Source organism: Streptomyces sp. NBC_00461, assembly GCF_036013935.1.
Taxonomy (GTDB): domain Bacteria; phylum Actinomycetota; class Actinomycetes; order Streptomycetales; family Streptomycetaceae; genus Streptomyces.
In genome coordinates, this window is record NZ_CP107902.1 from 2,221,848 (window position 1) to 2,244,513 (window position 22,666).

Genomic DNA, 22,666 nt, shown 5'->3' on the forward strand with positions numbered 1-22,666 from the left:
GAATTCAGACATGCGGACATGCCGAATTCGCCCCCGCTGAGGGGTGATCGTAGGTAGTGGTTTGGCCGCTTCCGGCTCCTGGCGATTGCCATACCCGGTTCAGCGGCTCGGGCTACATTACGCACCTTCCAAGGGCGAGTCAACTTCGGCGGCGCCTCGGGACGTGAGCCCGATATGGGCTCACTGTCGGGTCGTTGGCGCTCCAGAAGCGCCACGGGTGCACGCCCCCGTCGCCCGCCACGCCGGTGCGTGGACCGTTGCGTACCTGGTCGGGGGCGATCGGAGTGCCCGTCAGGATGCGGAGCGGGGTGTCCCCGGAGGTGCATGCGTCCGTGCCGTCCAGGTCCCGGCCCACGTCCAGTGCGGTGGCCAGGCGTGCGGGCCCTTTGGCCAGTTCCTTGTCGTTTCGGGCCGAGAGCCGACGTTTACGCGCGAGCGCGGCGCCCTCGACGATCTCCCCGGCCCGGAGCAGGACCGCGCTCGCCCGTCCTTCGGGGCCGCACACCAGGTTCATGCAGAACCACATGCCGTAGGTGAAGTAGACGTACACGTGCCCGGGCGGACCGAACATCACGCCGTTGCGGGGCGTGGGACCGCGATAGGCGTGGGAGCCCGGGTCGTTCGCGCCGTCGTACGCCTCGACCTCCGTGAGGCGCAGGGCGATCGGACCGTCCGGTGTCGTACGCACGAGGAGCCGGCCCAGGAGGTCGGGGGCGACTTCCAGTACGGGGCGGTCGAAGAACTCCCTGGGGAGTGGCATACGGTCCGGTGACGCGATCATGGCGCCCGAGCCTAGTCCAGACGGGTGGGGGCCAAGGGGTGGTCAAGGTTCCGTCTGCTTGCCAGGGTGAGGGCGCGGAACCGGGCACGCCCGGATCGCGTTTGTAGGGATCAAGGGTTCACACATAAGAGGAGAGACATGGCGTTCAAGAAGCTGCTCGCGAGCCTGGGGGCCGGCGGGGCTTCGGTCGAGACGGTGCTGACCGAGGTCAACGTCGTTCCGGGCGGCGTCGTCCAGGGCGAGGTGCGGATCCAGGGCGGGTCCGTGAACCAGGAGATCGAGGGCCTGTCCGTGGGCCTGCAGGCGCAGGTCGAGGTCGAGAGCGGCGACCAGGAGTACAAGCAGAACATCGAGTTCACGAAGGTGCGGCTCGGTGGCGCCTTCGAGCTGCAGGCCGGGGCCGTGCACGCCGTGCCGTTCGGGCTGGAGATCCCCTGGGAGACGCCGGTCACCACGATCGACGGGCAGACCCTGCGCGGGATGCACATCGGTGTGCGGACGGAGCTGGAGATCGCGCGCGCGGTGGACTCCGGTGACCTGGACCCGATCAACGTGCATCCGCTGCCGGCGCAGAAGGCGATCCTGGACGCGTTCATCCAGCTGGGCTTCCGCTTCAAGAACGCGGACATGGAGCGCGGGCACATCCGGAACACGCGCCAGAAGCTGCCGTTCTACCAGGAGATCGAGTTCTTCCCGCCGTCGCAGTACCGGGGGCTCAACCAGGTCGAGTTGAGCTTCGTGGCCGACGAGCACGCCATGGACGTCATCCTGGAGATGGACAAGAAGCCGGGGCTGTTCAGCGAGGGCAGTGACACGTTCCGGTCGTTCCAGGTGGGTCTGCACGACTTCCACGGGACCGACTGGGCGGCATACCTCAACCAGTGGCTGTCCGAGGTCGGCAGCAAGCGCAGCTGGTTCTAGGCTCGGGAACTGCTGATTCCAGTAATCGATCAGGAGGTACCGACGTGACCGAGCTCAAGAGGCGGCCGCTCCCCCATGACTTCCATCCGCCCGTGCCGTCCTTCACGGTCACGAGTGAGGACGTCGAGGAGGGTGCGACGCTCAGGGACGCTCAGGTCTACGCGGCCGGCAACACCTCGCCGCAGTTGCGGTGGGAGGGCTTCCCGCCGGAGACCAAGAGCTTCGCCGTGACCTGCTACGACCCGGACGCCCCGACGGGCAGCGGGTTCTGGCACTGGGTCCTGTTCGACATCCCGGCCTCGGTGACCGAGCTTCCGGTGGGCGCGGGCAGTGGCAAGTTCGAGGGACTGCCCGAGGGTGCCGTGCAGGCGCGCAACGACTACGGGAGCAAGGACTTCGGCGGGGCTGCTCCGCCGCCCGGGGACGGGTCGCACCGGTATGTGTTCACCGTGTACGCCGTGGACCAGGAGAAGCTCGGTCCGGATTCCGACGCCTCTCCCGCCGTCGTCGGTTTCAACCTGCGGTTCCACGCTATCGCGCGTGCCCAGCTCATCGGCGCGTACGAGAGCCCCGCGGAGAGCTGAGTAAGCAGAGCGTTCATTGAACGTTTGCCCGCCTCTGGTCATGGAAGTGATCGGAGGCGGGCATTTTTTATTGCGTTGTCCATCTCGGCGTGCCCGGCCAGAGTTGATCCAAGCCCGCCAGAGGGTGGGCCGGTGCGCATGGGAGGTGGGCTGGATGCGGGACACGCTGGTGCTGAACGCGAGCTTCGAGCCGCTGTCGACGGTGACTCTGAATCGAGCCGTCGTTCTGGTGCTGCAGGACAAGGCCGTTGTCGAGCAGGCCCACCCCGAACTGCGCATGCGCGGAGCCGCGGTCGACATACCCGTGCCCCGGGTGATCCGGCTGTGCAGGTACGTGAGGGTGCCTTTCCGAAGACAAGCTCCGTGGTCGAGGCGGGGTGTGCTGGTCAGGGACCGGCACCGGTGCGCGTACTGCGGTCGCCGGGCGACCACGGTGGACCACGTGGTGCCTCGGGCTCAGGGTGGTCGGGACTCGTGGCTCAACACGGTCGCCTCGTGTGCGGAGGACAACCACCGTAAGGCGGACCGGACTCCGGAGCAGGCGGGGATGCCGCTGCTGCGGCAGCCGTTCGAGCCGACGCCGCAGGATGCGATGCTGCTGACGCTGGGGACCGAGGAGTTTCAGGCGCTGCCGGCTTGGTTGGCGCGGGACGCCGCTTAGGCGTCTGCCGGGCTACAGCCCCGCGCCCCCTCGAAGAGGGGGCGCGGGGTCTGACGTAGTTGTGGAAGGTGCCGTCAGTCGATGGACGGCTTCTCGCGGCGTTCCGAGCCGCCGGAGTTGCCTCCGCCGCCTGAATTTCCGCCTGAATTGCCGCCGAACGGGCTGAAGTTGCCCATGGCCCCGGACAGTCCCTTGAGTGCGTCGCCGATCTCGCTGGGGACGATCCAGAGCTTGTTGGCGTCGCCCTCGGCGATCTTCGGGAGCATCTGGAGGTACTGGTAGGAGAGCAGCTTCTGGTCGGGGTCGCCGGCGTGGATGGACTCGAAGACCGTGCGGATCGCCTGGGCCTCGCCCTCGGCGCGCAGGGCCGCGGCCTTGGCCTCACCCTCGGCGCGCAGGATCTGGGACTGCTTCTCACCCTCGGCGGTGAGGATCGCGGCCTGGCGCGTACCTTCCGCGGTGAGGATCGCGGCGCGCTTGTCACGGTCGGCGCGCATCTGCTTCTCCATCGAGTCCTGGATGGAGGTGGGCGGTTCGATCGCCTTCAGCTCGACGCGGTTGACGCGGATGCCCCACTTGCCGGTGGCCTCGTCGAGGACACCGCGCAAGGCCGCGTTGATCTCCTCGCGGGAGGTCAGGGTCCGCTCCAGGTCCATGCCACCGATGATGTTGCGCAGCGTGGTGACCGTCAGCTGCTCAATTGCCTGGATGTAGCTGGCCACTTCGTAGGTGGCGGCCCGTGCGTCGGTCACCTGGTAGTAGATGACCGTGTCGATATTGACGACAAGGTTGTCCTGGGTGATCACCGGCTGGGGCGGGAACGGCACGACCTGCTCGCGCAGGTCGATGCGGTTGCGGATCGTGTCTATGAACGGGACGACGATGTTGAGGCCCGCGTTGAGTGTCCGCGTGTAGCGGCCGAAGCGCTCGACGATGGCGGCGCTGGCCTGTGGAATGACTTGGATTGTCCTGATCAGGGCGATGAAGACCAACACCACCAGAATGATCAGGACGATGATGACCGGTTCCATCGTCGTTCCCCGTACCCTTCTCCGCCTCGGCTCTTTCGGAAGATCTTATGGTTGTTGAAGATCTTGCTGGTCGAGTCTGACAGACCCTCTCACAACTCGGGGGCTGTTCGGTTCAGTTGAGTCGTACGAGGTCAGATGACGATCGCGGTGGCCCCTTCGATCTCCACGACATCCACTTCCTGCCCCACTTCGTACGCGCTGTCGGTGTCGAGCGAGCGGGCCGACCAGACCTCGCCGGCCAGCTTGATCCGTCCTCCGGAGCCGTCGACGCGCTCCAGTACGACGGCCTGCTTGCCCTTCAACGCCTCGACTCCTGTGGCGAGTTGAGGGCGCTGTGCACTGTGGCGGGCCGCGATGGGCCGTACGACGGCGATGAGGGCGACCGAGACGGCGACGAAGGCGAGTACCTGGGCCACCGCTCCGAAGCCCAGTCCGGCGATGACGGCGGCGGCGACGGCGCCCACCGCGAGCATGCCGAACTCCGGCATCGCCGTCACCACGAGCGGGATTCCGAGCGCAGCCGCGCCTACGAGCCACCACACCCATGCGTCGATGTCGTTCACATGGTCATGGTAGGACCGCGGGTCCCGCCTCCGACAGGGCGCGATGTGGCGGGAAGGGCTTCTTACCCGTGTTTTCGCGGGTACTTCACAGAGTCAGGGCAGAGTCAGGACAGCGGCAGGCCCTGAGCGGTCCAGCGGTCGCCCACCTGTTCGACGACGAGCGGGAGGCCGAAGCAGAGGGAGAGATTGCGGGAGGTGAGCTCAAGCTCCAGCGGGCCTGCGGCGAGGACCTTGCCCTGACGGATCATCAGGACGTGGGTGAAGCCGGGGGCGATCTCCTCGACGTGGTGGGTCACCATGATCATCGAGGGGGCGATCGGGTCGCGGGCGAGCCGGCCGAGGCGGCGTACGAGGTCCTCTCGGCCGCCGAGGTCGAGGCCCGCGGCGGGCTCGTCGAGGAGGAGGAGCTCGGGGTCGGTCATCAGGGCGCGGGCGATGAGGGTGCGCTTGCGCTCGCCCTCGGAGAGGGTGCCGAACTTGCGGTCCACGTACTCGGTCATGCCGAGGCGGTCGAGGAAGGCGCGGGCGCGCTGCTCGTCGATGTCCTCGTAGTCCTCGTGCCAGCCGGCGGTCATGCCGTACGCGGCGGTCAGCACGGTCTGCAGGACGGTCTGGCGCTTGGGGAGCTTGTCGGCCATGGCGATGCCGGCCATGCCGATGCGGGGGCGCAGTTCGAAGACGTCGGTGCCGGGCTTGCCGAGGGTCTCGCCGAGGATGGCAGCCGTGCCCGTGCTGGGGTAGAGGTAGCTGGACGCGACGTTCAGGAGGGTGGTCTTGCCGGCGCCGTTCGGGCCGAGGATGACCCAGCGCTCGCCCTCCTTGACCGACCAGGAGACCTGGTCCACCAGAGCCCGGCCCTCACGGACCACGGATACGTCCTGAAGCTCCAGAACATCGCTCATGAGCGCGTTGTCTCCCCTTGCAGTGTGACCGGTCTCGGCGTCTCGGCGGTCGCGGGCGCCTGTGGCGCCGCCCTCGAAGAAATCTACGCCACCGGTCGGCCGCTCCATTCCATCGGTCCGGTCCTTAGGGTGGAGGCATGCTTTCGGAACCACGTTCAGGACGCCTTGCCGCTTGGGGAAACGCCCTTTTGGCCGGACTTGTCTCACCTGATGACGCCGTGCTCGCGATCGTCGGGGACGATGCCGTGCACCGGATGGAGGGGCTGCCCGGGGAGTCGGGGCCGGTCGGGCTCACGCTCGCGCTGGGGCGGCTGCGGGCGCTCGGCGTGACGGGACTGCGGCTCGCGCTGCCCGCGCCGGGGCATCCGCTGGGACTGAGCGGGCCGGCGGAGTTCAACGCTCGGGCGATGGAGGCCGAGGAGGCGGTCGTCTGTTACGGCGCCGCGCTCGGGCTGGTGCCCGAGGTGTACGAGGCCGGGCCCGACGGCGATGTGCATGTCGAGGTCGTCTGGCACTGTCTGGCGGTGCGGGAGGCTCCGCCGGCCGACGTGCCCTCGCTGGGCGAGGCGGAGCGGGAGCTGGCCGAGGCGTTGCGGGAGGCCACCGAGGTTCTGGCCCGGTTGGACGTGGCGGCGTCCGGGCCGGTGGCGGAGGCGGCGATCGATGCGTATCGGGCGCGGGCGGAGCGGGGGCGGGAGGTGCTGGCTCCCGGGTATCCGCCGCGGGCGGTGCGGGTGCTGGAGCTGGCGCAGCGGATCGGGTTGTTGATCTCCCTTGCCCAGGAGAACGGGCATGGGGGTGCGGTCAGCTCCGCCGAGATGGCGGCGCGGTCCGGGGTGTTGCGGCCGGTGGAGCGGGTGGCTCGGCGGGCTCAGGTCGCTGCGTACAACTCCGTTGTGGAGGAGCGGGAGCGGGGGGTTCGGTGAGCCTCTTTGTGCTGGGTGGCCGGGGTTTGGGTGGTCGTTTCTGGGGGCTCTGCCCCCAGACCCCCGTATCGGCCTGAACGGCCTCGTCCTCACACGCCGGACAGGCTGATAGTGCCCGACCGGCGTTGGAAAGGTGTGCGTGCGGCCTGCGGAAAAACTGACCGGCCTCCCGGGAGTGGCCGGGAGGCCGGAGGTCTATGCGCGGCGTGTGGCGGTCGTCAGCGGTTGACGCCCAGGTTGCCGAAGGCGGGGTTCAGGACGCCGATGACGTTCACGCTGTTGCCGACCGCGTTCACCGGGATGTGAACCGGGGCCTGGACCAGGTTGCCCGAGACGATGCCCGGGGAGCCCACGGCCGTGCCATCGGCGTGCGCGTCGGTGGCGGAGGCCATGCCGGCACCAGCGGCGAGCAGGCCGCCGGCCACCATCGTCACTGCCGCGGCCTTCTTCAGGTTCTTCACTTTCTTAAGCCCTCCCTAGCGGTAGCCGCGGCAATCGCCGCAGCACGCACTGGAGAACGGCGGAGATCCGCGAAGGATGCGCCATCCGGGGGACATTCCCACGACGGTATGAATCTCAGCCCGGAAGGGAACCCTCCGTATTGCCGCGACATACCGGCGCGAACGGCGCGTATCAGCCGGTCACGCCGTGGCGTACGGCCCACAGCGCCGCCTGGGTGCGGTCCGCCAGGTCGAGCTTCATCAGGATGTTCGAGACGTGGGTCTTCACGGTCTTCTCGGACAGGACGAGGGCCCGCGCGATCTCCCGGTTCGAGCGGCCGTCCGCTATCAGGCCGAGCACCTCGCGCTCCCGCTCGGTGAGCGAACCGCCTCTCCCCTGGCCCGAGTTGGCCTCCTCCTGGGACAACAGGGCGCCCGCCACCTCGGGTTGGAGCAGGATGTGCCCGGCGTGGACCGAGCGGATGGCTCCGGCGAGCGCGTCCGGGTCGACGTCCTTGTAGACGTAACCGGCGGCGCCCGCGCGCAGGGCCGGGACCACCGTGCGCTGTTCGGTGAAGCTGGTCACGATCAGTACGCGTGCGGGGTTCGCCAGCTCGCGGAGCTTGCGGAGCGCGTCGACGCCGTCCATGCCGGGCATCTTGACGTCCATCAGGACGACGTCGGGCTTCAACTCCTCGGCACGCGCCACTCCTTCGGCGCCGTCGGCCGCCTCGCCCACGACCTCGATGTCGTCCTGCACTTCGAGGAACGTGCGCAGGCCGCGGCGGACCACCTGGTGGTCGTCGACGAGCAGCACCTTGATTGCGTCAGCCACCGGGGACCTCCATCTCGATCGTGGTGCCCTTGCCGGGCTCCGATTGCACCGTCAGACTGCCGCCGACCCCGCTCGTGCGGTCGCGCATGGACACCAGGCCCAGATGGCGTCCGGCCCGTCGTATCGACTGGGGGTCGAAGCCGCTGCCGTCGTCCGTCACGCGCAGGATGGCTCCGGTGCCGCGCCGGGCCAGGGCCACGTCCACGTGCTCCGCCCCGGAGTGCCGCAGGGCGTTGTGCAGGGCCTCCTGGGCGACGCGCAGGAGGGCTTCCTCCTGGGCGGCGGGCAGTGCGCGCACGCCGCAGCTGTCGAAGGTCACGCGCGCGGTGTGGGCACGGTCGAGGACGTGGATCTGGGTGCGCAGGGTGGCGACGAGGCCGTCCTCGTCGAGGGCAGCGGGGCGCAACTCGACGACGGCGGCGCGCAGTTCGTCGACCGCCTCGGCGGCGAGCACGGCCACCTGTTGCAGCTCGCCCTTGGCGCGGGACGGGTCACGGTCGACGAGGGCCGCGGCGGCCTGGGCGGTCAGGCGCAGGGAGAAGAGCTTCTGGCTGACCGCGTCGTGCAGTTCGTGCGCGAGGCGGGAGCGCTCCTCGGCGATCGTCAGCTCGCGGCTGCGCTCGTACAGGCGGGCGTTGGTGAGGGCGATCGCGGCGTGCTGGGCGAGGATGGCGAGCAGGTCCTCGTCCTCCTCGGTGAAGCCGCAGCCGCCTTCCGGCTTCGGGCAGGACTTGTTGGCGAGGAAGAGCGCGCCGATGACCTCGTCGCCGTCCTTGATGGGGAGGCCCAGGAAGTCGGACATGTCGGGGTGGGCGGAGGGCCAGCCCTCGAAGCGGGGGTCCTTGCGCACGTCGGCGAGGCGCTCGATCTTCGCCTCCTGCAGCATGGCGGCGAGGATGCCGTGCTGGCGCGGGAGCGGGCCGATGGCCTTCCACTGGGCGTCGCTCATGCCGTCGACCACGAACTGGGCGAAGCCGCCGTGGTCGTCGGGGACGCCGAGCGCCGCGTACTGCGCGTCGAGCAGCTCGCGGGCCGAGGCGACGATCGTCTTGAGGACGTCACGCACCTCGAGATGCCTGCTCATGGCCAGCAGCGCGGAACTCACCGCCGCGAGGCCGGACCGGGGGCCTTGACTCATGTCCTCAAGGTACCGGCGGGGTGTGACACCGCGGATCCGACCTGTGACGGCGCGGCCTGCGCCCGTGGACCTAGGGCCGCCGGCCTAGGTCCCGGGTCCGGGGCCCGCGGCTTAGGCCGAAGGGCCCCGGCAGCTTGCGGCCCGCGTCCGAGGCGGGGCGGGCGGCCCCGTTCCTACGGTGATGTCACCGCCGATCGACAGGCGGCTGGACGAGGGGACGTGTCATGCCGGTAGCGATCATCACGGGGGCCTCGAAGGGGCTGGGGCGGGCGCTCGCCGAGGCGCTGGCCGCGCGCGGCTGGGATCTGGTGCTCGACGCCAGGAGCGAGGGCGCCCTCACCGAGGCGGCGGGGGCCGTGTCGGCGTACGGCACGCGTGTGACCGCCGTGCCCGGGGACGTCACGGACGCCGGTCACCGGGCCGAGCTGGTGGCGGCCGCGTGGAAGCTGGGGGGCGTGGATCTGCTGGTGAGCAACGCCAGTGCGCTGGGCGCCGAGCCGCTCGTACGGCTGGAGGCTCTGGCCCTCGAAGGGGTGCGGCGGGCGCTGGAGGTGAACGTGGTGGCCGCGCTGGGTCTGGTCCAGGAGGCGCTGCCGCTGCTGCGTACGTCCGGGGCCGGCACGGTGATCGCCGTCAGCTCGGACGCGGCGGCCGAGGCCTACGAGACGTGGGGCGGGTACGGGGCGTCCAAGGCCGCCCTGGACCAGCTCGCGGCGGTGCTGGGTGAGGAGGAGCCAGGGCTGCGGGTGTGGGCGGTCGATCCGGGGGACATGGCCACGGACCTGTACGCCGCGGCCGTACCGGACGACGACGATCCGCGGCCGGCGCCCGCCAGTGTGGTCCCGGCCTTCCTCCGGCTGCTGGAGGAGCGTCCGGCGAGCGGCCGCTATGCGGCTCCGGAGCTGCTGGAGGGGCAGCGATGACGGTGGCGGTAAAGGTGCCGGAGGAGCTGTCGGCCCGCCTCCCGGTCGAGCAGCGTGGGTCCGGGCTCGACCGGGACGCCGTACGGCTGCTCGTGTCGCGTGGGACCGAGGTGTCGCACCGCGCGTTCACGGAGCTGCCAAGGCTGCTGCGGGCCGGGGACCTGCTCGTCGTGAACACCTCGCCCACGCTGGCGGCCGCCGTGGACGGGTGGGTCGGGCACGCGCGCGTGGTGGTGCACTTGTCCACGCGTGGGGACGACGGGCGGTGGGCGGTGGAGCTGCGGGATCCCGACGGGAAGGGCACCACACACGCGCGTGCGGGCGGGCCCGCGGGGAAGGAGGTGTGTCTCCCCGGCGGCGTGCGGCTCGTCCTGGAGGGGCCGCTGAGCGCGGGTGGCGGGCGTTTGTGGTGGGCGCGGGCTTCGGGGGCGGAGGTCCTCGGGATGCTGCGGGAGCACGGGCGGCCCATCCGCTACTCCTATACGGAGCGGGACCAGCCGCTGTCGGTGTACCAGACGGTGTTCGCGCTGCCGTCCGCCGACGGCGCGGGCAGTGCGGAGATGCCGAGTGCTGCCCGGCCCTTCACGGCGCGGCTGGTCACGGAGCTGGTGAGCCGGGGTGTGCAGTTCGCGCCCGTCACCCTGCACACCGGGGTCGCCTCGGCGGAGGCGCACGAGCCGCCGTATCCGGAGCGGTTCTCGGTGCCGGAGGCGTCGGCTCGGCTGATCAACGCCGCGAGGGCGGGAGACGGCAGGGTCGTCGCCGTGGGGACGACCGCCGTGCGGGCCGTGGAGTCGGCGGCCGGGACCGACGGGGTCGTACGCGCGCGTGCAGGGTGGACGGACCTCGTCGTCACCCCGGAGCGCGGGGTGCGGGTGGTGGACGGACTGCTGACCGGGCTGCACGAGCCGGAGGCCTCGCATCTGCTGATGCTGGAGGCGATCGCCGGCCGGGCCGCGGTCGACCGCAGCTACGAGGCGGCACTGCACGGGCTCTACCTGTGGCACGAGTTCGGGGACATCCACCTCATCCTCCCGGGGGAGTCTCCTCACACAGAGCATTGCTCCAGCAACTGCCGGTGAGACCACTGGGGGCCTGATGTGAGCCCGCGCATAGGGCGCAGATCACGTACGAAGCACGTTAGGAGATAAACCATCCCCTTTTGAGCGGGACAGACGGTCTGGTCTGTCCCGTTTTGCCCTTCCCTGATCCACTATCGGGGATCGTACGTCACACCTTTGCCACGGCATTTTGCGGTCGCTAAGAATGGCTGCCGTCGCTCAGCGCCGCGGGTTCCCACCGCGGCGTTTGTGCGGGAAGGACCCGTGTCCCCCGCCGGACGGAGAGCGACTCCGCGCTATTCGAAGAGGTCCGCTGCTATGCCCAAGAACACCGATTTTCGCCGTCTCAGTCGCTCGCTGAACCGCCACCACAAGATCGCCATAGCCGGTGTCGCCACCCTCGGTGCCGCCGCCATCGCGTTCTCCGCGGTCCCCAGCAACGCCGAGACGACCACGAACGAGGCCACCGTTTCCACGGCCAAGGTGGTGTACGGCTCCGGCCAGGTGAAGGACGTCAAGGCCAGCGTCACCGACCAGCTCGCCGGTGCCAGCCTGAAGGCCCAGGCCATCGAGGCCAAGGCCGCCGCGAAGAAGAAGACCGCCGCCGAAGCCGCCGCGAAGAAGAAGGCGGCCGCCGAGGCCGCGGCCAAGAAGAAGGCCGCCGCCAAGAAGGCCGCCGCCAAGAGGAAGGCCGCCGCCGCGCACAGGGCGAAGGAGGCCGCGAGCCGGTCCGCCAAGCGCGCCGCGCTGAAGAAGGCGCCGAGGTACTACGCCAACAACCTCGACGGCTGGATCAAGCACAGCCTCGACATCATGAAGAGCAAGGGCATCCCGGGTTCCTACAACGGCCTCTACCGCAACATCATGCGGGAGTCCTCGGGCAACCCGAAGGCCATCAACGACTGGGACATCAACGCCATCAACGGCATCCCGTCGAAGGGGCTGCTGCAGGTCATCCCGCCGACCTTCAACGCCTACCACGTCGCCGGCACGTCCTGGAACATCTACGACCCGGTCGCCAACATCACCGCCGCCGCCAACTACGCGGCCGACAAGTACGGCTCGATGGACAACGTCAACAGCGCGTACTGAGGTCAGCGCGGACCTCTGCACGTGAACGCCGAAGGGCGGCACCCCCTGACGGGTGCCGCCCTTCGCGGTCGTATCAGAACTTCTTGCGCACGACCTGTTGTCGGAGTCAGAACTACTTGCGCATGACCTCCGGCTCGTGGCGGCGCAGGAAGCGGGCCACGAAGAAGCCGCAGATGATGCCGAGGATGATCAGGGCGGCCATGTCCATGCCCCAGGCGCCGACGGTGTGCTGCCAGAGAGGGTCGTTGCTCTTGTCCTTGCCGGGCGGGCTGATCTTGTTGAAGTCGAGCGTGGCGCCGGCCGCGGCGACCGCCCAGCGGGACGGCATCAGGTACGAGATCTGGTTGGCGCCGATCGAGCCGTTCAGGGTGAACAGGCAGCCGGTGAACACGACCTGGATGATCGCGAACATGACCAGCAGCGGCATGGTCTTCTCGGCCGTCTTCACCAGCGACGAGATGATCAGGCCGAACATCATCGAGCTGAAGCCCAGCGCCATGATCGGCACGGAGAGCTCGATCAGTGTGGCGCTGCCGAAGACCAGACCCTCCTTGGGGATCTCGCGGCTGGCGAAGCCGATGACGCCGACCATCAGGCCCTGCAGCACGGTGACCACGCCGAGCACGAAGACCTTGGACATCAGGTAGGCCGAGCGGGACAGGCCGGTGGCGCGCTCCCGCTCGTAGATGACCCGTTCCTTGATCAGCTCACGGACGGAGTTCGCGGCGCCGGCGAAGCAGGCACCGACCGCGAGGATGAGCAGGACCGTGGTGGCCGTGCCGTTCGGGACGGGCTGTCCGGTGGCCTGGTTGATCATCGGGTTGGGCAGCAGGCCCTTCCCCGAGTCGATGAGCAGGCTCACCGAGCCGAGGACGAGCGGCAGGATCACCGTCAGGGCCAGGAAGCCCTTGTCGGAGGCGATGACCGACGTATAGCGGCGCACCAGCGTGACGAACTGGGACATCCAGCCCTGCGGCTTGGGCGGCTTCATCGCCTGCATCGGCGGCATCTGTACGGACTGCGGCGCAACGGCGTCGATGTCCGCGGCGTACATCTGGTAGTGCTGCGAGCCCTTCCAGCGGCCCGCCCAGTCGTAGTCGCGGTAGTTCTCGAAGGCGGAGAAGACGTCGGCCCAGGTGTCGTAGCCGAAGAAGTTCAGTGCCTCCTCCGGCGGGCCGAAGTAGGCGACCGAGCCCCCCGGCGCCATCACCAGGAGCTTGTCGCAGATCGCCAGCTCGGCCACCGAGTGCGTGACGACGAGGACGGTGCGGCCGTCGTCGGCGAGGCCGCGCAGCAGCTGCATGACGTCGCGGTCCATGCCCGGGTCGAGACCGGAGGTCGGCTCGTCCAGGAAGATCAGCGACGGCTTGGTGAGCAGTTCCAGGGCCACCGAGACGCGCTTGCGCTGGCCACCGGAGAGGGAGGTGACCTTCTTCTCCTTGTGGATGTCCAGCTTCAGCTCGCGCAGCACCTCGCCGATGCGGGCCTCGCGCTCGGCGGTCGTGGTGTCGGCCGGGAAGCGGAGCTTGGCCGCGTACTTGAGGGCCTTCTTGACGGTCAGTTCCTTGTGCAGGATGTCGTCCTGCGGGACCAGACCGATGCGCTGGCGCAGCTCGGCGAACTGCTTGTACAGGTTCCGGTTGTCGTAGAGGACGTCGCCCTGGTTGGCGGGCCGGTAACCGGTGAGCGCCTTGAGCAGGGTCGACTTGCCGGAGCCGGACGGGCCGATGACCGCGATCAGCGACTTCTCCGGGACGCCGAAGGAGACGTCCTTGAGGATCTGCTTGCCGCCGTCGACCGTGACGGTCAGGTGGCGGGCCGAGAAGGAGACCTCACCGGTGTCGACGAACTCCTCAAGGCGGTCGCCGACCAGCCGGAACGTGGAGTGGCCGACGCCGACGATGTCGTTCGGGCCGAGCAGCTGGGAGCCGCCCTTGGTGATCGGCTGGCCGTTGACGTACGTGCCGTTGTGCGAGCCAAGGTCGCGGATCTCGAAGCGGCCGTCGGGGGTGGCGTGGAACTCGGCGTGGTGGCGGGAGACCTGCAGGTCGGAGACGACCAGCTCGTTCTCCAGCGCACGGCCGATGCGCATCACACGGCCCAGCGAGAACTGGTGGAACGTGGTCGGGCTGCGGTCGCCGTAGACCGGCGGCGCCCCCGCGCCACCACCGGGGCCCTGCTGCTGGGGGATCGGCGCTGCGGCCTGTTGCGGTTGCTGCCAGCCGGCCTGCGGTGCCTGCTGCTGCGGTGGTGCCTGCTGCGCCCAGCCGGGGCTCGCGCCCTGGGCTGCGTACGGCTGCTGCTGAGGCTGAGCCTGCGGTGAGGCCACGCCGGCCGCCGCGCCGCCGACGCTCACGAGCGGGCCGTCGGTCGCGTTGCCGAGGTGCACCGCCGAGCCGGGCCCGATTTCCATCTGATGGATCCGCTGCCCCTGCACGAACGTGCCGTTGGTGGAGCCGTGGTCCTCGATGACCCAACTACGGCCGCCCCAGCTGATCGTGGCGTGACGCCAGGACACCCTGGCGTCGTCGAGCACGATGTCGCCCTGCGGATCGCGTCCGAGGGTGTACGGCCTGGACGGATCGAGCGTCCAGGTGCGTCCATTCAATTCCAGTACGAGTTCCGGCACTCCAGCCCCACTGAGTAGTCCCCCGAGTTACCCCCATCACAGGGAGTCTAGGGATGTCGAACATCGTCGGGAACTATTTCAGGCTCGCCCCCCTGACCGAAAGTCGGGCCTCGTGAAGACCACGCACGTACGCATCGGCCGGTTCCGTTGACGGGGTTGAAACCGACCCGGAGAGTGGTAATCCACGCGAGGGGGACATGCGCGGCCGCCGTGCCGTGCCGCGGATCGGGGGGTCTGCCATGAGCGCGTCGTCGAGGTTCGGGACCGCGAAGAGCGGCACGCGCGGCACACAAGTGCCGTGGGGAGATGTTGTGCTGTCCGCGATCGCCTCCGTGAGCTGGGCGTTGATCGGGATGGCGGGCACGGCGGCGCTCGGTCTGCATCTGCTGGAGGCGGACGCGTCGGGTTCGCTCGGCCCGATGACCGCGGCGGTGGTGGCACTTGGGGCGGGCGGTTCGGTCACCCCGTCAGGCGATGTGTCCGCGTTCGGGCTGAAAGGTGCGGAAGCCCACACGGCCGTCACGATCACGCCATTGGGTGTCAGTCTCGTCGGCGCGCTGTTGCTGTCCTGGTTCTTCCTACGGTCCCTGCGCGCGGCCGGAGTTGTGATCGCGCCGGCCGAACTCCTGGCGCGCGCAGGCGCGGTGGTGACGTTGTTCGTGGCGACACTGGGCGGACTTGCCTGGGCGGGTCACGACGTCATCACGATCGACGGGGGCTCGCTGGGCCTGGACAAGCTGCCCGGTGGCGGAGGTGGAGGCGGTGGCGGGGGCGGCGTCAACATCCCGGGTCTGGGCGACATCGGTGACATCGGTGGGCTGCTGCCGGACAACATCGGCAACCTCATCAACGCGAAGGCCGCGGTCGGCTTCACCGTCGACACGGCGCCCACGCTGCTCGGCGGGCTCGGCTGGTCGGCCGGCATCCTGCTGATCGCCCTGCTGGCCTCGCGCCGCACCCCTCTGCCGCGCGGCTGGGAGGCCGTGCACAGGGTCGTGAGGCCGGCGGTGTCGGCGATCGTCGCGGTGATGCTGGTGGCGGTGGCGGCGGGCTGCGCGGCGGCGGTGTACGCGGCGATCGGTGACGACCATCCCAAGCGGATCTTCGGCGCCGCGCTGCTGGGCGCACCCAACGGCACCTGGCTCGGCATCCCGATCGGCCTGTTCGTTCCGTACGACGGCAACGCGACGGGCGCGCTGACCAAGGTCCTGCCCCACCCGCTCGACGACCTGCTCACCGCGAAGACCGACCAGTCGGTGACGCTGGGGCGGCTCGCGGACCTGGACGGACGCGTGTGGCTGCTGGCGGTAGCGGCGGCCGTACTGATGCTCCTGGCGGGGGTGCTGACCGCGGTACGGACGCCTGTCGCCGTCGGGGGTGCCCCGGCGGGGGCGGGACCCGCGGGCGTACCGGGTCCGGGCGCCCTCGGCTACGCGGGGCGGTGTGCGGTGCGGCTGGGCGTCGTCACCGCGTTGACTCTGCCGTTGCTCGCGTGGCTGACGGAGGTGTCGGTGGACGCCTCGCTGTCGGTGCTGGGCTTCGATGCGTTCGGCGCCGGGATCGAGCTGCAGGGGCACCTCGGCATGGCACTCCTCCTGGGCGCTCTGTGGGGTGCGGGGGCCGGGGCCGTCGGGGCGCTGCTGGCCTGGGCGTCCGGCGCTGCGGGGAGGCGGGCGGCGCCGCTTGCGCTGAGCGGTGCGACAGGGGCGGCGCCGGCCGGGGGCGCCGATCATCCGCAGTACGCGCACGACGCCGGGGCCGGGGCCGGGATGCCTGCCGGCGAGGCGAGCACGCCGGGAGACGCGTCGGGGCCGTACACACCCACTGCGTCGTACCGGGCTCCGAACCCCGCCACCAATCCGTATCTGCAGCTGCCGGACGAGCTGCGGGAACCGGAACCGGAGGACGTACGGCCGCGGTCCGGCGAGAGGCAGGGGCCGGGCGAGCCGCCGGGCGACGCCGGCAACAGCGGCGTGTACGGCGCGCCCACGGTGGCGCGGCCGTTCGGGGGTCCGCTTCCTCGATCGCCGCGCCGTCCGCCCCGGCCTCGGCCCGGCAACCGGTCGCCTTCCTCACCGGACGAGGGGCCGCCCCCGCCTCCGCCGCCGCCTCCCCCGCCGGGAAGGCCCAAGGGCCGCCCGTGAGCCGAACGCGTCGGTGGTGCCGGAGTGGCTCTCGGGGCGCCAGTCGTCGAGCGCGGCAGTCGGTGCGGACGTGGCCGGCTCTTCAGGCCGTGGTCATCCGGCCGACACCCACTGTTCCGTGTCCGCTAGGCGGACCGCGGCGGCGGTAGGCACTGCGTGCCGGATACGGTGGGTGCACCATGAGCGCATCGCAGACCTCGACCTCTGACGTTCCCACTCTCCTCGTCAAGATCTTCGGCAAGGACAGGCCGGGAATCACGGCCGGTCTCTTCGACACCCTCGCCGCCTACTCCGTCGACGTGGTCGACATCGAGCAGGTCGTCACTCGTGGCCGGATCGTGCTGTGCGCCCTCGTGACGCCTCCGGCCGACGGAGTCGAGGGGGATCTGCGGGCGACCGTCCACAGCTGGGCCGAGTCGATGAAGATGCAGGCCGAGATCATCTCCGGGCATGGTGACAACCGGCCACGAGGTCTCGGACGCTCACTGGTCACCGTGCTCGGGCATCCGCTCACGTCGGAGGCGACCGCCCGGATCGCCGCCAAGATCACCAAGGCCGGCGGCAACATCGACCGCATCTTCCGCCTCGCGAAGTACCCCGTGACGGCGGTCGAGTTCGCGGTCTCCGGTGTCGAGACCGAACCCCTGCGCACCGCGCTGGTGACGGACGCGGCGGCACTCGGTGTCGATGTGGCTGTCGTCGCGGCGGGGCTGCACCGGCGGGCGCAGCGGCTGGTCGTCATGGACGTCGACTCCACGCTCATCCAGGACGAGGTGATCGAGCTCTTCGCCGCCCACGCGGGCTGCGAGGACAAGGTCGCCGATGTGACGGCCGCCGCGATGCGCGGCGAGCTGGACTTCGAGCAGTCACTGCACGCGCGCGTGGCGCTCCTGGAAGGGCTCGACGCGTCCGTGGTGGACAAGGTGCGCAGTGAGGTACGGCTGACACCCGGTGCCCGCACACTGATCCGCACGCTGAAGCGGCTCGGGTACCAAGTGGGTGTGGTGTCCGGTGGGTTCACCCAGGTCACCGACGACCTCAAGGAGCGGCTCGGGCTCGACTTCGCCCAGGCCAACACCCTGGAGATCGTCGACGGGAAGCTGACCGGCAAGGTCACCGGCGAGATCGTCGACCGCGCGGGCAAGGCACGGCTGCTGCGCCGGTTCGCCGCCGAGGCGGGCGTACCGCTCGCCCAGACCGTGGCGATCGGCGACGGCGCCAACGACCTGGACATGCTGAACGCGGCCGGTCTCGGTGTCGCCTTCAACGCCAAGCCGGTCGTGCGGGAGGCGGCGCACACCGCGGTGAACGTGCCCTTCCTCGACACGGTCCTGTACCTGCTGGGCGTCACCCGCGAAGAGGTCGAGGCGGCGGACACCCACGACGAGGAGTAGCGGACATCGACGACGAGGACTGAGCGTCCGATACGTCGAGGGCCCGGCACCGTGGTGGTGCCGGGCCCCTCGGTCGTCGTGTCGGCTACTCGGTCGGCGCCCAGTAGTCGAGCAGCGTGGCCACGGCCGGCTCCAGGCTCTTCCAGGAGCTCTCGAAGGACAGGACGGCAAAGGCGGCGGCCGGGAAGCCCAGGCGGTTCATCCGCTCGCGGGTGTCGCCTTCGGCCGAACCGGCCAGCACCTCGGCGAGGCCCTGAACGCCCGGGTTGTGGCCGATGAGTACGACGTTCTGCGCGTCGTCGGGGACTTCGTTGAGCAGCGCGATCAGCTCGCCGGGCGAGGCCTCGTAGATCCGCTCCTCGTAGACGGTTTTCGGCCGATGCGCGAACTCGTGGACGGCGAGCTTCCAGGTCTCGCGGGTCCGGACCGAGGTGGAGCAAAGGGCCAGGTCGAAGGGGATGCCGGTGTCGACCAGCTTGCGTCCGGAGACTGCCGCGTCCGAGCGGCCCCGCTCAGCGAGGGGGCGCTCGTGGTCCGCGACCTGTGGCCAGTCGGCTTTCGCATGCCGGAAAAGGACGATCCTGCGGGGTTCTGCGACGCTCATGGGATCCAGCTTCGCATGAAACAGGCCATGGGGCGCGGGTAGTTGACCAGCGGTCCAGCCGATGCTCAACGCGCCATGAGCTGCTGCGCCCGCTCAAACAGGTGGGTGATCGCCGGGTCGCTCGCCGCCGCCTGCGCGTCCGTCGGGTTCAGCATCAGCGCCAGGAGCACGATGAAGGCGAGCGTCGGCAGAACGAGGGCCCACCAGGGCAGCCGGATGTCCACGCCACCCGTGGACGCCGGGTGGGGCCGCGTGTGCGTATGGGCCGACATGGATGCCTCCGCGGATCTTCGAGTGGTCGGTGGCCCGCCTCTCGCGGCCACACTTCGAAGTTACGGACTCCGCGGTCCTCAACCCATCCGGAGATCCACCCAGTTGACCCTGACACTCACCCCCTAGGGGATGGTGGGGCCAGCACCACCATGGGGTCCCACCATCGGGTCCGACCGTCGGGTCCCACTACCGGGTCCCACCACCGGGCCCCGCTATCGGGTCCTTTCCCAGAGCGTCACGGCGAGGCAATCGTCACGGCGAGGCGATCGTCGCGATGACGGCGATGATCACGAAGATGGCGAGGAACGAGCCGAAGACGAGCAGCATCTTCTTCTGGCCGTTCTGGGGATTCGGGTCGAGCACTGGCATACGGCAAGTCTCGCACCACGCGCGCGTGACGGTTCGCGCGGGGGTCAGCGGCGGCTGCGGGGCCCGCGGGCCGCCTCGTCCTCCACCGTGCGATCGCGCCCCGCCAGGACGCCGACCAGCATCTGCGGGACCATCAGCGCGGCCATGAGCGCGATCGGCAGACCCCAGCCGCCGCTGTGCTGGTAGAGCACGCCCACCAGGAGGGGGCCGGGGATGGAGATCAGATAGCCGGTGCTCTGCGCGAAGGCCGACAGCTGGGCGACGCCCGCGCCGGTCCTGGCCCGCATGCCGACCATCGTGAGGGCGAGCGGGAAGGCGCAGTTGGCGATGCCGAGCAGCAGCGCCCAGGCCCAGGCCCCGGCGGCCGGTGCGAGATACAGGCCGGCATAACCGGCGAGTCCGCAGGCGCCCAGCGCGATCACGATCGGACCCTGGTGCGGCAGCCTGGCGGCGACTCGCGGGATGACGAAGGCCAGCGGCACGCCCATCACCATGGTGACGGCGAGCAGCAGCCCCGCCGTGCCCGCGGGCACGCCCGCGTCCCGGAAGATCTGCGCCATCCAGCCCATCGTGATGTAGGCAGCGGTGGCCTGGAGCCCGAAGAAGACGGCGAGCGCCCAGGCGGTGCGGCTCCGGGTGATCCGCAGCGCGGGTGCCTCCACGCGCGCGTGCTCCCGCGGTCCGGCCGGCTGCTCGGCGGGCTCCGCGCCCCGCTGCCGTACGAACGGGATCCACGGCACCACCGCCGTCGCGGCGAGAGCCGCCCACACCGTGAGCCCCGACTTCCAGCTTCCGCCCAGCGCGTCGGTCAGGGGCACGGTCACCGCCGCCGCGGCCGCCGTCCCCAGGGCGAGGGCCATGGAGTAGAGGCCGGTCATGGAGCCGACCCGGTCCGGGAACCAGCGCTTGACGATGACCGGCATGAGGACGTTGCTGACCGCGATGCCCATGAGGGCGAGGGCGCTCGCGGCCAGGAAGCCGGCCGTGCTGCCCGTGTACGGCCGTATGAGCAGGCCCGCGGTGATGGCGACCATGCCCGCGCACACCACCGCGCCCGGTCCGAAACGGCGGGCGAGGCGTGCGGCCATGACGCCGAAGACGGCGAAGCAGAGCGGGGGCACGGAGGTGAGCAGTCCGGCCATGCTGCCGCTCATGCCGAGCCCGTCGCGGACCTCTTCGAGGAGCGCGCCGAGGCTGGTGATGGCGGGGCGGAGGTTGAGCGCCGACAGGACGATGCCGATCACGAGCAGTCGCATCGTCCATGCGCGCGTGGCGGGTCGCCGGTGCTCGTCCGCGGCCGAACTGCGCACGGCCGCGGATGTCGTCGTCCTGGTTTCCTGGCTTGCCATGACGCCTATCATAGAATCATAGGATGATTGGTTGTCCACTCCCGGGCCGGCCGCTCCCGGTCATCTCGTGCGAAGGTGTGCCATGCCCCTGAGTCACCCCCGCCGTTCCGCGCTGTCCGAGCAGGTCATCGCGGCACTGCGGCACCAGATCACCTCGGGCGAGTGGCCGGTCGGCTCACGCATCCCGACGGAACCGGAGCTGGTCGAGCAGCTCGGCGTCGCACGGAACACGGTCCGTGAGGCCGTCCGCGCACTCGCGCACAACGGCCTGCTGGACATCCGCCAGGGCTCCGGCACCTATGTCGTGGCGACCAGTGAGCTGGCGGGTGTGATGCACCGCCGCTTCGCCGACGCGGACCCGCGGCACATCGCCGAGCTGCGCGCCACGCTGGAGTCGGCGGCAGCGAGGCTCGCCGCCGGGCGGCGCACGGAGAAGGACCTCAAGCAGCTCGACGCGCTGCTCGTGCGGCGCGAGGAGGCCTGGGAGTCCGGCGAGACGGAGGCGTTCGTGACGGCGGACGCGACCTTCCACCTGGCGGTGGTGGCGGCGTCCCACAACGACGTGATGAGCGCGATGTACGCGGACCTCGGCGAGGTGCTGCGGGACTGGCTGCGCGAGGACATCGGCACGGAGCTGACACCGGAGACGTACATGGACCACACCCGGCTGGTCGACGCGATCCGCGCGGGGGACGCCGAGGCGGCGGGCGTCGAGGCGGCGAGCTATCCGTTCCTGTGCCGCCCCGGACGGTTCACCGCTTCTGGTGACTGATCCACACCGAGCGGACTTCCTCCCAGCACCGTCCGGTGAGCCGTACGGTCATCGCCGGCCCGGTGTCGACCCGGGCGCCGTCGGTGTCGAGATCCCACCACCGGGCGCACTCGACGTGCAGGCTGACGCCGTCGGTCTGCGGATAGGGGTTGTGGCAGTACGCGGTCACATGGGAGCCGGTGATCCTGGTGCGGCACGCCGCGCCGAAGGGCTGCGGGGAGGGGGGTTTCCCGGGCTGCACGCGCGCGTGGGGAAGCGCCTCGCACGGCAGGGACATCACGAGAGCGACGGCGACGGTCACTGAGGCCAGACTGCGGAACAGGCGCACAAGGGAACCTCCTCGGCCGTGCTGGGGAGGAAATCACGTGCTGAACACGTAATCCAGAGTGCGCAGTTGAGCCCGGGACCGCCCGGCCGGATAGGCCGAACGGGTGACATGCCGAGGGCGCGCGCCCCTCCGGGCGCGCGCCCCTCGATCGCCGTTCAGACCATGGCGGCAGCGATCACGCGCCGATGGCGTGCAGACCGCCGTCCACGTGGATGATCTCGCCCGTGGTCTTCGGGAACCAGTCGCTCAGCAGGGCGACGATGCCCTTGCCGGCCGGCTCCGGGTCCTTGAGGTCCCACTCCAGCGGGGAGCGGCTGTCCCAGACGGAGGCCAGGTCACTGAAGCCGGGGATGGACTTGGCGGCCATCGAGCCGAGCGGGCCCGCCGAGACGAGGTTGCAGCGGATGTTCTGCTTGCCCAGGTCACGGGCCATGTAGCGGCTGGTGGCCTCCAGCGCGGCCTTGGCCGGGCCCATCCAGTCGTACTGCGGCCAGGCGTACTGCGCGTCGAAGGTGAGGCCGACGACCGAGCCGCCGTTCTGCATCAGCGGCAGGCAGGCCATGGTCAGCGACTTCAGGGAGAACGCCGAGACGTGCATGGCCGTGGCGACCGACTCGAACGGCGTGTTCAGGAAGTTGCCGCCGAGCGCGTCCTGCGGGGCGAAGCCGATGGAGTGCACGACGCCGTCGAGGCCGCCGAGCTCCTCGCCGACGATGTCGGCCAGGCGGCCGAGGTGCTCGTCGTTGGTGACGTCGAGCTCGATGACCTTGGTGGGCTTCGGGAGCTTCTTGGCGATGCGCTCGGTCAGCGTGGGCCGCGGGAACGCGGTGAGGATGATCTCGGCACCCTGCTCCTGTGCCAGCCTGGCGGCGTGGAAGGCGATGGAGGCCTCCGTCAGCACACCAGTGATCAGGATGCGCTTGCCCTCAAGAATTCCGCTCATGGT

General features: G+C 70.0%; 24 protein-coding genes. 10 read left to right on the forward strand and 14 right to left on the reverse strand.

Going from position 1 to position 22,666, the window contains the following annotated elements:
- Window positions 1-139: 139 nt before the first annotated feature.
- Window positions 140-781 (reverse strand): DNA-3-methyladenine glycosylase, encoded by a 642-nt coding sequence (locus OG870_RS10595; RefSeq protein WP_266511761.1) that lies wholly within the window; start codon window positions 779-781, stop codon window positions 140-142.
- 138 nt (window positions 782-919) lie between these two features.
- On the opposite strand from OG870_RS10595, the gene OG870_RS10600 reads away from it, so the two are divergent.
- From OG870_RS10600 to OG870_RS10610, 3 genes are all read left to right on the forward strand, one after another.
- The gene (locus OG870_RS10600; protein WP_266511763.1) at window positions 920-1,702 is read left to right on the forward strand and encodes a sporulation protein; all 783 of its coding nucleotides are present in this window, start codon (window positions 920-922) and stop codon (window positions 1,700-1,702) included.
- 44 nt (window positions 1,703-1,746) lie between these two features.
- Complete coding sequence (locus tag OG870_RS10605; protein WP_266511766.1) at window positions 1,747-2,286, forward strand: YbhB/YbcL family Raf kinase inhibitor-like protein; 540 nt, start codon at window positions 1,747-1,749, stop codon at window positions 2,284-2,286.
- Between the two features lie 154 nt (window positions 2,287-2,440).
- A complete protein-coding gene (locus OG870_RS10610) occupies window positions 2,441-2,947 on the forward strand; it encodes an HNH endonuclease (protein WP_266511769.1) in 507 nt (168 codons plus the stop codon).
- Window positions 2,948-3,021: 74 nt separating this feature from the next.
- On the opposite strand, the gene OG870_RS10615 is transcribed toward OG870_RS10610, so the two are convergent.
- The 3 genes from OG870_RS10615 to OG870_RS10625 all read right to left on the reverse strand — a co-directional run bounded on the left by OG870_RS10615 (window position 3,022) and on the right by OG870_RS10625 (window position 5,443).
- Window positions 3,022-3,978 carry an SPFH domain-containing protein gene (locus tag OG870_RS10615; RefSeq protein WP_266511772.1) on the reverse strand — a complete coding sequence of 319 codons (957 nt, stop codon included), beginning with the start codon at window positions 3,976-3,978 and terminating at the stop codon, window positions 3,022-3,024.
- Between the two features lie 131 nt (window positions 3,979-4,109).
- On the reverse strand, window positions 4,110-4,541 hold the full coding sequence (locus tag OG870_RS10620) for an NfeD family protein (RefSeq protein WP_266585641.1): 432 nt from the start codon (window positions 4,539-4,541) through the stop codon (window positions 4,110-4,112).
- Between the two features lie 104 nt (window positions 4,542-4,645).
- Window positions 4,646-5,443 (reverse strand): ABC transporter ATP-binding protein, encoded by a 798-nt coding sequence (locus tag OG870_RS10625; RefSeq protein WP_266511776.1) that lies wholly within the window; start codon window positions 5,441-5,443, stop codon window positions 4,646-4,648.
- A 137-nt stretch (window positions 5,444-5,580) separates the two neighbouring features.
- Between OG870_RS10625 and OG870_RS10630 the strand changes: the two genes are divergently transcribed.
- Window positions 5,581-6,369 carry a hypothetical protein gene (locus OG870_RS10630; RefSeq protein WP_266841242.1) on the forward strand — a complete coding sequence of 263 codons (789 nt, stop codon included), beginning with the start codon at window positions 5,581-5,583 and terminating at the stop codon, window positions 6,367-6,369.
- A gap of 218 nt (window positions 6,370-6,587) precedes the next feature.
- On the opposite strand, the gene chpE is transcribed toward OG870_RS10630, so the two are convergent.
- The 3 genes from chpE to OG870_RS10645 form a co-directional block, all read right to left on the reverse strand.
- The gene (gene chpE / locus OG870_RS10635; RefSeq protein ID WP_266511782.1) at window positions 6,588-6,830 is read right to left on the reverse strand and encodes a chaplin ChpE; all 243 of its coding nucleotides are present in this window, start codon (window positions 6,828-6,830) and stop codon (window positions 6,588-6,590) included.
- A 172-nt stretch (window positions 6,831-7,002) separates the two neighbouring features.
- Window positions 7,003-7,644 (reverse strand): response regulator, encoded by a 642-nt coding sequence (locus tag OG870_RS10640; protein WP_266511785.1) that lies wholly within the window; start codon window positions 7,642-7,644, stop codon window positions 7,003-7,005.
- Window positions 7,637-8,782 carry a GAF domain-containing sensor histidine kinase gene (locus tag OG870_RS10645; RefSeq protein WP_266511788.1) on the reverse strand — a complete coding sequence of 382 codons (1,146 nt, stop codon included), beginning with the start codon at window positions 8,780-8,782 and terminating at the stop codon, window positions 7,637-7,639. The genes OG870_RS10640 and OG870_RS10645 overlap by 8 nt, the downstream gene beginning before the upstream one ends.
- A gap of 224 nt (window positions 8,783-9,006) precedes the next feature.
- Between OG870_RS10645 and OG870_RS10650 the strand changes: the two genes are divergently transcribed.
- From OG870_RS10650 to OG870_RS10660, 3 genes are all read left to right on the forward strand, one after another.
- Window positions 9,007-9,705 carry an SDR family NAD(P)-dependent oxidoreductase gene (locus OG870_RS10650; RefSeq protein WP_266511790.1) on the forward strand — a complete coding sequence of 233 codons (699 nt, stop codon included), beginning with the start codon at window positions 9,007-9,009 and terminating at the stop codon, window positions 9,703-9,705.
- Window positions 9,702-10,787 (forward strand): S-adenosylmethionine:tRNA ribosyltransferase-isomerase, encoded by a 1,086-nt coding sequence (locus OG870_RS10655; protein WP_266841239.1) that lies wholly within the window; start codon window positions 9,702-9,704, stop codon window positions 10,785-10,787. Before OG870_RS10650 ends, OG870_RS10655 begins: the two co-directional genes overlap by 4 nt.
- A 297-nt stretch (window positions 10,788-11,084) precedes the next feature.
- Complete coding sequence (locus tag OG870_RS10660; RefSeq protein ID WP_266511796.1) at window positions 11,085-11,858, forward strand: transglycosylase SLT domain-containing protein; 774 nt, start codon at window positions 11,085-11,087, stop codon at window positions 11,856-11,858.
- 112 nt (window positions 11,859-11,970) lie between these two features.
- On the opposite strand, the gene OG870_RS10665 is transcribed toward OG870_RS10660, so the two are convergent.
- Complete coding sequence (locus tag OG870_RS10665) at window positions 11,971-14,487, reverse strand: ABC transporter ATP-binding protein/permease (RefSeq protein ID WP_266585639.1); 2,517 nt, start codon at window positions 14,485-14,487, stop codon at window positions 11,971-11,973.
- Between the two features lie 239 nt (window positions 14,488-14,726).
- Between OG870_RS10665 and OG870_RS10670 the strand changes: the two genes are divergently transcribed.
- Together OG870_RS10670 and serB are read left to right on the forward strand one after the other, a co-directional pair.
- Window positions 14,727-16,631: a streptophobe family protein gene (locus OG870_RS10670; protein WP_266585638.1), complete on the forward strand. Its 1,905-nt coding sequence runs from the start codon at window positions 14,727-14,729 to the stop codon at window positions 16,629-16,631.
- 179 nt (window positions 16,632-16,810) lie between these two features.
- Window positions 16,811-18,025, forward strand: a complete 1,215-nt coding sequence (gene serB / locus OG870_RS10675) for a phosphoserine phosphatase SerB (protein WP_266841236.1) — start codon at window positions 16,811-16,813, stop codon at window positions 18,023-18,025.
- An 85-nt stretch (window positions 18,026-18,110) separates the two neighbouring features.
- On the opposite strand, the gene OG870_RS10680 is transcribed toward serB, so the two are convergent.
- The 4 genes from OG870_RS10680 to OG870_RS10695 form a co-directional block, all read right to left on the reverse strand.
- Complete coding sequence (locus OG870_RS10680) at window positions 18,111-18,629, reverse strand: SixA phosphatase family protein (protein WP_266585636.1); 519 nt, start codon at window positions 18,627-18,629, stop codon at window positions 18,111-18,113.
- Window positions 18,630-18,694: 65 nt separating this feature from the next.
- Complete coding sequence (locus OG870_RS10685) at window positions 18,695-18,901, reverse strand: hypothetical protein (RefSeq protein ID WP_266511810.1); 207 nt, start codon at window positions 18,899-18,901, stop codon at window positions 18,695-18,697.
- A gap of 253 nt (window positions 18,902-19,154) precedes the next feature.
- Complete coding sequence (locus OG870_RS10690; protein ID WP_097262240.1) at window positions 19,155-19,271, reverse strand: SGM_5486 family transporter-associated protein; 117 nt, start codon at window positions 19,269-19,271, stop codon at window positions 19,155-19,157.
- Between the two features lie 44 nt (window positions 19,272-19,315).
- Complete coding sequence (locus OG870_RS10695; protein WP_266511813.1) at window positions 19,316-20,632, reverse strand: CynX/NimT family MFS transporter; 1,317 nt, start codon at window positions 20,630-20,632, stop codon at window positions 19,316-19,318.
- A gap of 70 nt (window positions 20,633-20,702) precedes the next feature.
- Between OG870_RS10695 and OG870_RS10700 the strand changes: the two genes are divergently transcribed.
- Entirely contained in the window at window positions 20,703-21,392 is a 690-nt protein-coding gene (locus OG870_RS10700; protein WP_266511816.1) for a FadR/GntR family transcriptional regulator, read from the forward strand.
- On the opposite strand, the gene OG870_RS10705 is transcribed toward OG870_RS10700, so the two are convergent.
- Both OG870_RS10705 and fabI read right to left on the reverse strand, forming a co-directional pair.
- Complete coding sequence (locus OG870_RS10705) at window positions 21,373-21,720, reverse strand: hypothetical protein (protein WP_266511819.1); 348 nt, start codon at window positions 21,718-21,720, stop codon at window positions 21,373-21,375. The two genes, OG870_RS10700 and OG870_RS10705, sit on opposite strands and share 20 nt — an antisense overlap.
- A gap of 175 nt (window positions 21,721-21,895) precedes the next feature.
- A complete protein-coding gene (gene fabI, locus OG870_RS10710) occupies window positions 21,896-22,663 on the reverse strand; it encodes an enoyl-ACP reductase FabI (protein ID WP_266511822.1) in 768 nt (255 codons plus the stop codon).
- Window positions 22,664-22,666: the final 3 nt, after the last annotated feature.